Annotated in this window: 8 protein-coding genes; 2 read left to right on the top strand and 6 right to left on the bottom strand. The window is 63.1% G+C overall.

Going from position 1 to position 8,463, the window contains the following annotated elements:
* The 5 genes from GPA25_RS23115 to pmbA form a co-directional block, all read right to left on the bottom strand.
* Positions 1 to 1,668: TRAP transporter large permease (locus GPA25_RS23115; RefSeq protein WP_169262757.1), on the bottom strand; the 1,668-nt coding region annotated here is incomplete at its 3' end.
* A complete protein-coding gene (locus GPA25_RS23110; RefSeq protein WP_169262756.1) occupies positions 1,665 to 2,273 on the bottom strand; it encodes a TRAP transporter small permease subunit in 609 nt (202 codons plus the stop codon). The genes GPA25_RS23110 and GPA25_RS23115, both read right to left, overlap by 4 nt.
* Positions 2,274 to 2,415: 142 nt before the next feature.
* Positions 2,416 to 3,498: a TRAP transporter substrate-binding protein DctP gene (locus tag GPA25_RS23105; RefSeq protein WP_169262755.1), complete on the bottom strand. Its 1,083-nt coding sequence runs from the start codon at positions 3,496 to 3,498 to the stop codon at positions 2,416 to 2,418.
* Positions 3,499 to 3,732: 234 nt separating this feature from the next.
* The gene (locus GPA25_RS23100) at positions 3,733 to 4,815 is read right to left on the bottom strand and encodes a TRAP transporter substrate-binding protein DctP (RefSeq protein ID WP_169262754.1); all 1,083 of its coding nucleotides are present in this window, start codon (positions 4,813 to 4,815) and stop codon (positions 3,733 to 3,735) included.
* 151 nt (positions 4,816 to 4,966) lie between these two features.
* The gene (pmbA, locus tag GPA25_RS23095) at positions 4,967 to 6,307 is read right to left on the bottom strand and encodes a metalloprotease PmbA (RefSeq protein ID WP_169262753.1); all 1,341 of its coding nucleotides are present in this window, start codon (positions 6,305 to 6,307) and stop codon (positions 4,967 to 4,969) included.
* Positions 6,308 to 6,368: 61 nt separating this feature from the next.
* Between pmbA and yjgA the strand changes: the two genes are divergently transcribed.
* Both yjgA and mog read left to right on the top strand, forming a co-directional pair.
* Complete coding sequence (gene yjgA / locus GPA25_RS23090; RefSeq protein ID WP_169262752.1) at positions 6,369 to 6,953, top strand: ribosome biogenesis factor YjgA; 585 nt, start codon at positions 6,369 to 6,371, stop codon at positions 6,951 to 6,953.
* A gap of 16 nt (positions 6,954 to 6,969) precedes the next feature.
* Complete coding sequence (gene mog / locus GPA25_RS23085) at positions 6,970 to 7,560, top strand: molybdopterin adenylyltransferase (RefSeq protein ID WP_169262751.1); 591 nt, start codon at positions 6,970 to 6,972, stop codon at positions 7,558 to 7,560.
* Positions 7,561 to 7,763: 203 nt separating this feature from the next.
* On the opposite strand, the gene msrQ is transcribed toward mog, so the two are convergent.
* Positions 7,764 to 8,438: a protein-methionine-sulfoxide reductase heme-binding subunit MsrQ gene (gene msrQ, locus GPA25_RS23080; RefSeq protein ID WP_169262750.1), complete on the bottom strand. Its 675-nt coding sequence runs from the start codon at positions 8,436 to 8,438 to the stop codon at positions 7,764 to 7,766.
* Positions 8,439 to 8,463: the final 25 nt, after the last annotated feature.

Here is an 8,463-nt window from a genome sequence, read left to right as displayed (position 1 = left end):
CCCTTCGCCCCATCCACCTGCGCCACCTGCCGGTTGCTGGATCTGGATGGTGTCGAGATCGACCTTGGCCTTCTCGTCGAGACCGCCGGTGACCAGCTGGGGGAAAGCGATGATGAGTCCGACCATGAACAACTGGATGATCACGAAGGCGATCGAGCCGCGGTAAATGTCAATGGTCTTGAAGCCCTCGATGCGCTTGTTCGTGATGCGGTCAAGGTAGGCGGAACTCGGTGCGACGCTGCGCAGGTAGAACAGCGCGAAACCGAACGGCGGCGTCAGGAAGGAGGTCTGCAGGTTCATCGCGATGATCACGCCGAACCAGATCAGGTCGATCCCCATCTTGTCGGCGACCGGGCCGAGTAGCGGCAGCAGGATGAACGCGATCTCGAAGAAGTCGATGAAGCAGCCGAGGAAAAAGATCACCGCGTTGACGAAGAGCAGGAAGCCGAGCTGGCCGCCGGGGAGCCGGTCGAACAGGTGTTCGACCCAGACCTGGCCGTCCACCGCGGTGAACACGAAGCTGAAAATCGTCGAGCCGACGAGGATGAACATCACGAAAATCGACAGCCGCGACGTCGATTCGAGGGCCTGGACCAGTGTCTTGAAGTCCAGACGGCCACGCGCTGTCGCCATCACCAGAGCGCCCACTGCGCCCATCGCGCCGCCTTCGGTCGGCGTCGCGACACCCAGGAAAATCGTGCCGAGCACGAGGAAGATCAGGATGAGCGGCGGGATCAGGACGAAGGTGACGCGTTCGGCAATGCGCGACAACAGGCCGAGCCTGAGTACGCGGTTGATGACGGCGAGAACCAGCGCGAAGATGGTGCCAAACGTCAGGGCGACGACGATGACTTCATCGAGCGCCGGTGCCAGCACCTCCTTGCCTTCGAGCCAGGTCATGACCGACTGGTAGTTCTGCCCGAGGGCAACCGAGACCGCGGTGACGATGACGACCAGTACGCCGAGTGAGCGCAGGCCGGAGCTGCCGTCGGGTTCACGATAGGCCAGCGCTTCGGGCGGCAGGGCCGGTACCATCTTCGGCTTGAAGATGGCCAGGCCGATGATGAAGAGCGCGTAGAGACCGACCAGTGCGAGAGCCGGAATCATCGCGCCCTTGTACATGTCGCCGACGCTGCGGCCGAGCTGGTCCGCCATGACGATCAGTACTAGGGACGGCGGGATCGCCTGGGCGAGGGTGCCCGAGGCGGTGATGACCCCCGCGGCGATCGGACGGCTATAGCCATAGCGCATCATGATCGGCAGCGAGATCAGGCCCATCGAGATCACGGACGCGGCCACGACGCCGGTCGTCGCGGCAAGCAGCGCACCGACGAAGATGACTGCCAGCGCAAGGCCGCCGCGGATCGGACCAAACACCTGTCCGACCGTCTCGAGCAGATCCTCGGCCATGCCGCTTCGTTCAAGAATCAACCCCATCAGCGTAAAGAACGGGATCGCCAGCAGAGTGTCGTTCTGCATGATGCCGAACACCCGCAGCGGCAGCGCCTGGAAGAGGGCTGCGGGAATCAGCCCCAGTTCGAGGCCGATGAAACCGAAGAACAGGCCGCAGGCGGAAAGCGAAAATGCGACTGGAAAGCCGGACAGCAGGAAGAAGATGATGACCCCGAACATGATCGGGGCGATGTTGGCGGTGACGAATTCAATCATTTTTGGGACTCGCCGGCAGCGTTGTGTTCAGGGGTGTCGCCGACGGCGGCGTGAATGTGGTCTTCGGTGTCGTCAGTCCCGGAGTGCGCGAGGCAGTCGGGGCCCTGGCCCGTCAGGAAGGCGACGCGCTTGATCAGTTCGGAGACCGCCTGTAGGCCGAGCAATGCAAAGCCCGCCGGTACCAGTGCGTATACCGGCCAGCGGATCAGGCCGCCGGCATTGGAGGACATCTCGCCGGAAACGTAAGCGCCATAGACGACCGGCCACGAGAAGCTGATCATGAAGTAGCACAGTGGCAGCAGGAAAACGATGATGCCGAAGACGTCGATAAGGTTGCGTGTCCGCTTGCTCAGCTTGTTGGCGACGACGTCAATGCGCACGTGGGCGTTTTGCAGGAAGGCGTAGCCGGCGCCGATCATGAATACGGCGGCGAACAGATACCACTGGATTTCGAGGAAGGCGTTCGACCCGATGTTGAACGCCTTGCGCGCGACGGCGTTGCCGGCACTGATCAGCGCAGTGGCGAGGATGAGCCAGATGATCGACTTGCCGATCAGTCGGCCTAGCACGTCAATCGATTGTGACAACTTGAGCAGAATTCCCATCGGTGTTTACCTGGAACGTGGGGAGGGTACACAAGCACCGGCCATTACGGGGGGCCGGGCTCGCCGGGGATCGGATGCTACAGCGCCGTACCGGGCGGCGGAAGCTGAAACGGCCCGCCGAGGCGGGCCGTCCAGGGTGCAGTTAGAGCTTCTGTGAGGCCATATACTGGTCGAAGCTGCCTTCGGCGATGCCCTGCCACTGGTACGCGTCGGCCTGGAAGCGCGAGTAGTCGGCGTAAATCTTCTTCCAGTTCGCGTTCTTGCCATTGATTTCGGCATAGACCTCGCGCGAGGCCTTGAACGCCGCGTCCATCACGTCCTTAGGAAAGCGCTGTAGCTTGGCGCCTTCGGCGATGAGTTGCTTGAGCGCGGTCGGGTTGTGGCCGTCGTAGCGCCCCAGGATTTTGACGTGGGCGTCGGAGGCCGCCTGCCGGACGATGGCCTTGTACTCGTTCGACAGCGCGTTGTAGGCCTTGTTATTGACCAGCAGCGAGAACTGGGTGCTGCCTTCCCACCAGGCCGGGTAGTAGTAATTCTTGGCGACCTTGTGCAGTCCGAGTTTCAGGTCGTCATAAGGGCCGATCCATTCGGCGGCGTCGACAGTGCCCTTTTCGAGCGCCTGGTAGATCTCGCCGGCCGGGATATTCTGCGGCACGGCACCGAGCTTGGTGATCACGCGACCCGCGAAACCCCCGATGCGGATCTTCATGCCGTTCAGATCGGCCACCGACTTGATTTCCTTGCGGTACCAGCCACCCATCTGGGCGCCCGAATTGCCCATCGGGAAATTGACGATGTTGAACTGGGCGTAGAACTCGCGCAGCAGCTTGAGACCATTGCCCTCGTACATCCAGGCGGTCATCTGGCGGGCGTTCATGCCGAAGGGAATCGCGCAGTCGAGGGCGAAGGCTTCATCCTTGCCGAAGAAATAGTAGGGCGCGGTGTGGGCGCACTCAATGGTGTCCTGCTGCAGGGCGTCGACGACGCCGAAGGCCGGAACGAGTTCGCCCGCTGCATGCACACTGACGGTGAATTTGCCGCCGGTCGCCTCGGTGACATTCTTGGCGAAAGCCTCGGCCCCACCGACGAGGGTGTCCAGTGACTTCGGGAAGCTCGATGCGAGGCGCCAGCGGATGTTCGCCTGTGCCTTGACGATGGCCGGAGCGGCTCCGGCAGCGAGTACTCCTGCGATACCCGCATTCTTGAGAAATGAACGACGTTCCACGGCATCTCCTCTTGCTTTGGTTGTACGAATGGCGCAGAGATTACAGGGGTTCGTACAGTCGCGAAATTCGCGGAAAACCCTAACAGACTTCTCGCTACGGTCCGTCAGGACCTTAGTGTGCCCCTGGACGGAGTCGGGGTCGAGAATGTTGGCGGGATGTCGAAATGGCCCAAGGACAGGGACGCGCGGTAACCCGGCGCCGCCGGGGCGCCGGTCTTGCGGCGGGATTTCGGCTTACAGCTTTTGCGTCGCCATGTACTGGTCGAAGCTGCCTTCGGCGATCGGCGTCCATTGGTTCTGCTCCTGGAGGAAGCGCGAGTAGTCGGCGTAGATCTTCTTCCAGTGCGGATTCTTGTCGTTCAGCTCGGCATAGACTTCGCGCGAAACCTTGAAGGCAGCGTCCATGACATCCTTGGGCAGGCGCCTGAGTTTGGCTCCCTCGGAAATCAGTTGCTTGAGTGCGGCGGGGTTGCGGGCGTCGTAGCGCGCCTGGGTCATGACGTGCGAGTCCGAGGCCGCCTGGCGCACGACGGCCTTGTATTCGTTCGACAGCGCGTTGAAGGCCTTGGCATTGACGTAGAGGGTGGTCTGCGCGCTGCCTTCCCAGAATGCAGGGTAGTAGTAATACGGGGCCACGCGGTGCAGGCCGAGCTTGAGGTCATCATAGGGGCCGACGAACTCGGTGGCGTCGATCGTGCCCTTTTCCAGCGCCGAGTAGATTTCGCCCGGCGGAATGTTCTGCGACACGACGCCGAGCTTGGCCAGCACACGACCGCCGAAGCCGCCGATGCGGAACTTCATGCCGTTGAGGTCGGCGACGGACTTGATTTCCTTCCGGAACCAGCCGCCCATCTGTGCGCCTGTGTTGCCCATCGGGAAGCTGACGATGTTGTACTGGGAATAGAATTCGCGCAGCAATTTCTGGCCGTTGCCTTCGTACATCCACGCGGTGAGCTGGCGCGAGTTCATGCCGAACGGAATCGCGCAGTCGAAGGCGAAGGCTTCGTCCTTGCCGAAGAAATAGTAGGGCGCGGTGTTGGCGCATTCGATGGTGCCCTGCTGCAGGGCATCGACTACGCCGAAGGCGGGCATGAGTTCGCCTGCGGCATGCACGGTCACCGTGAACTTGCCGCCGGTGGACTCGGATACGTTCCTGGCAAAGGTTTCGGCTGCGCCGATCAGTGTGTCCAGCGATTTGGGAAAGCTGGAGGCGAGACGCCAGCGGATGTTTTCCTGCGCATTGACGATGGCGGGGGCGGTGCCGCTGGCGAGCACGCCAGCAAGGCCTGCGCTCTTGAGAAATTTGCGACGTTCCACGATCTCTCCTTCTTATGTTTAGCGAAATTCGGTCAGTGGCATATCGACAGCCCAGAGGACTGGCGCTGACAAGGCAGGCGAAACCCGCGCGGAATCATAGCCTATGCCGTCCGACTTGCCATGAGGCCTTCCCGTGACGAGCTGGAACGTGTCAGCGGCCGGCGATCTTCATGCGCTCGATGAGGATGGAGCCGCAGTGCTTCGAGCCGCGCGGAAGTGCGTCGTTACCGATCGCGACGATGCTGCGGAAGATGTCGCGCAGGTTGCCGGCGATGGTGATCTCTTCGACCGCGTGCTTGATCTTGCCCTTTTCGACCCAGAAGCCGGCGGCGCCACGCGAGTAGTCGCCGGTGACGTAATTGACGCCGTGGCCGAGTAGTTCGGTGACGACGAGGCCGCGGTCCATGTGCTTGACCAGGGAGGGGAAGTCCATGTCGCCCGCGCCGACGATCAGGTTGTGCGATCCGCCCGCGTTGCCGGTGGTCTGAAGCCCGAGCTTGCGTGCCGAGTACGTCGACAGGAAGTAGCCCTGCAGCACGCCGTCGATGACGACCTCGCGGTCGTGCGTCGCGACGCCGTCGCTGTCGAAAGGACTGGAGCCGAAGGCTTTCGGCAGGTGCGGTCGCTCGGAGATATTCACGATCGGCGAGAACACCGGCTGGCCGAGGCTGTCGAGCAGGAAGGAGGACTTGCGGTATAGCGAACCCCCGCTGACGGCGTGCACGAAGTTGCCGATGAGTGCTACCGCGAGCGGGGCCTCGAACAACACCGGGGCTTCGCAGGTCTTGATCTTGCGGGCGCCAAGGCGCGCGAGCGCGCGTTCGGCTGCGCGCTGGCCGACGGATTCGGCGGACGTCAGTTCCCTCGCGTCACGGCGGGTGTCGTACCAGTATTCCCGTTGCATGCTGTCGCCTTCGCCGGCGATCACCGAGCATGAAACGCTGTGACGCGAGCTGGCGTAGCCGCCCATGAAGCCGGCGCTGTTGGCCGAGACAAAGTGCGATTCCTGGGTGGAAACGCTGGCGCCTTCGGAGTTGGTGACTTTCGGGCTGACGGCAAATGCGGCTTCCTCGCAGTGGCGCGCAGTTGAGATCGCGTCCTCGACGCTCGGTCGCCACGGGTGGTGCAGGTCGAGGTCGGGGCAGTCGTGCGCCATCAGCCCAGCATCGGCGAGGCCCGCGCAGGGGTCGGGGGCGGTGAAGCGCGCGATCGAGACCGCGGCATCGACGGTGGCTTTCAGGGCCGCCTTGGAAAAATCCGAGGTGCTGGCATGGCCGCGTTGCTGGCCGACGTAGACGGTGACGCCGATGCCCTTGTCGCGGTTGTATTCGATGGTATCAACTTCACCCTTGCGCACTGTCGCCGACTGGCCGAAGCCTTCGGAAACGTCGGTTTCACACGCCGACGCGCCGCGTTTCTTGGCAAATTTCAGGACGTCGCTGGCGATTTCCTGCAGGCGGGCGGAAGTAAAGGAGAAGCCTTGATCGGACATGGGCGGGAGACCAGTGAGCAAAGGCTATAATCTTACCCCGTTCCCACCGACTGTACTTTTCATGATCCACGCCGACTACGACGAACAGCTTCCTGACGACGACTCGGGCGTTCCGGAGCCGCCCAGCAAGAGCCAGCGCAAGCGCGAGAGTCATGCGCTGCAGGACTTGGGCGAACAACTGGTGGCGCTGTCGCTGGACCAGTTGAAGAAGGTGCCGCTGCCCGAGTCGCTCGCCGATGCGGTGCGCGACGCCAAGCGCATGACCAAGCACGAGGCGCGTCGTCGTCAGATGCAGTATGTCGGCAAGCTGATGCGCACCGTCGATCCCGAGCCGATCCAGGCGCAGCTCGACGTGTTCAATGGCGTGTCGAAGGCCGAGGTCGTGCGTCAGCACCGTCTGGAGCGCCTGCGCGTCGACTTGCTGGAGGATGAGTCGACCCTGCAGACCATCGTGCAGACCTGGCCGGAGGCGGATTTCCAGCAATTGCGCACCTTGCGCCGCAATGCGCTGAAAGAGCGTGAACAGAACAAGCCGCTGCGCGCGTTCCGCGAGATTTTCCGGGTGTTGCGCGATCTCGAGGCCGGCACCACCGTGGGTGCGAGCGATGAGAAGGATGGCGCAGATGACGCCGCCGCTGACGAATGATCGACAGGGAGTTTGCATGAGCGACGAAATCACCATCGGCCTGGTGTCGATCAGCGACCGGGCGTCCGATGGCACCTACGAAGACCAGGGCATTCCGGCGCTGCGCGACTGGCTGGGGCGCGCGCTGAGCTCACCGTGGCGTGCCGAGACGCGGTTGATTCCGGACGAGCGGCCGATGATCGAGCGCACCTTGGTTGATCTGGCTGATGCGGTAGGGTGCTCGTTGATTTTGACGACCGGTGGCACCGGGCCGGCGCCGCGCGATGTGACGCCCGAGGCGACGCTGGCGGTGGGCGAGAAGGAGATGCCCGGTTTCGGCGAGGAGATGCGCCGCATCAGCCTGAATTTCGTGCCGACCGCGATCCTGTCGCGACAGGTGGCGGTGATCCGCGGCAAGAGCCTGATCGTGAATCTGCCAGGGCAGCCGAAGTCGATCCGCGAGACGCTCGAAGGGCTGCGCGCGGCCGATGGTTCGGTGAGCCATGTCGGCATCTTCGCGGCGATTCCGTACTGCATCGACCTGATCGGCGGGCCTTACGTCGAGACCGACGAGTCGGTGATCAGGGCCTTCCGGCCCAAGCAGGCGATCCGGCCGAAGCAGGGCTGACGCACGGGTTTTGCACGGAAACCCCGGGGGCGAATGCACCTGGGGGCGGGACGTGTGTCCGTCATTGCGGCTTCGGTCCTCCCCCGCCGCGCCGCATTTCGCGATTTGTTGGCGCGTGGCGGACGCCTCACCACGAAATGCGGCGTAGCAGGGGCCGCAGCATGCCAAAGCTGACTTCTGTCGCGTTTTGCGTTTCGCCAGTTCTACTTTGCGACGATACGGATGACTTTGCCGCCGAATCCCGGCATCTCCGGCGGCGTAGCCAGTTGCCGTCGGCGTTCGATTTCGCGCCACCAGCCGCGCGCGGCGAGCAATGCGGCGAGGATCAGCGCGTAGATCAGCGGTTCCAGAATGTCCGCCTTGACCAGCCACCAGAAATGCACCACGGCGAGGATGCTGATCGCATATATCGAGCGGTGCAGCGCTTGCCAGCGGCGCCCGCCGAGTCGCCGGATGGCGAAGTTGTTCGATGTGACGGCCAGTGGGATCAACAGCACGAAGGCGGAAAAGCCGATCGTGATGAAGGGACGCTTGATGATGTCGCGCGCGATCGATTGCAGGTCGAAGAACTGGTCGAGCCAGAAATACGTCGTGAAGTGCAGGCTCGCGTAGAAGAATGCGAACAGTCCGAGCATGCGACGCAGGCGCAGCAGCCAGTTGAGGCCGGTGAGCTTGCGCAGCGGTGTCACCGCCAGCGTGATGAGCAGGAAACGCAGCGTCCATTCGCCGCTTGCGCGCGTGATCGTTTCGATCGGATTGGCACCCAGGGCGTCGTCGAGCCCGCGCTGGACGTAGACGGCGAGGGGGGCGAGGCAGATGGCGAACAGTAGCGCCTTGATGGTGGCGATCTGGAAAGCGGAGGGGGCGCGGAGCGTCATGGCGGGGTGGGGAGAGATCCGGGTG

The organism is Aromatoleum diolicum, assembly GCF_012910955.1.
GTDB classification, from domain to species: Bacteria; Pseudomonadota; Gammaproteobacteria; order Burkholderiales; family Rhodocyclaceae; genus Aromatoleum; species Aromatoleum diolicum.
The sequence above is the reverse complement of the archived record's forward strand: the minus strand, read 5'-3'. Positions and strand labels throughout refer to the sequence as shown.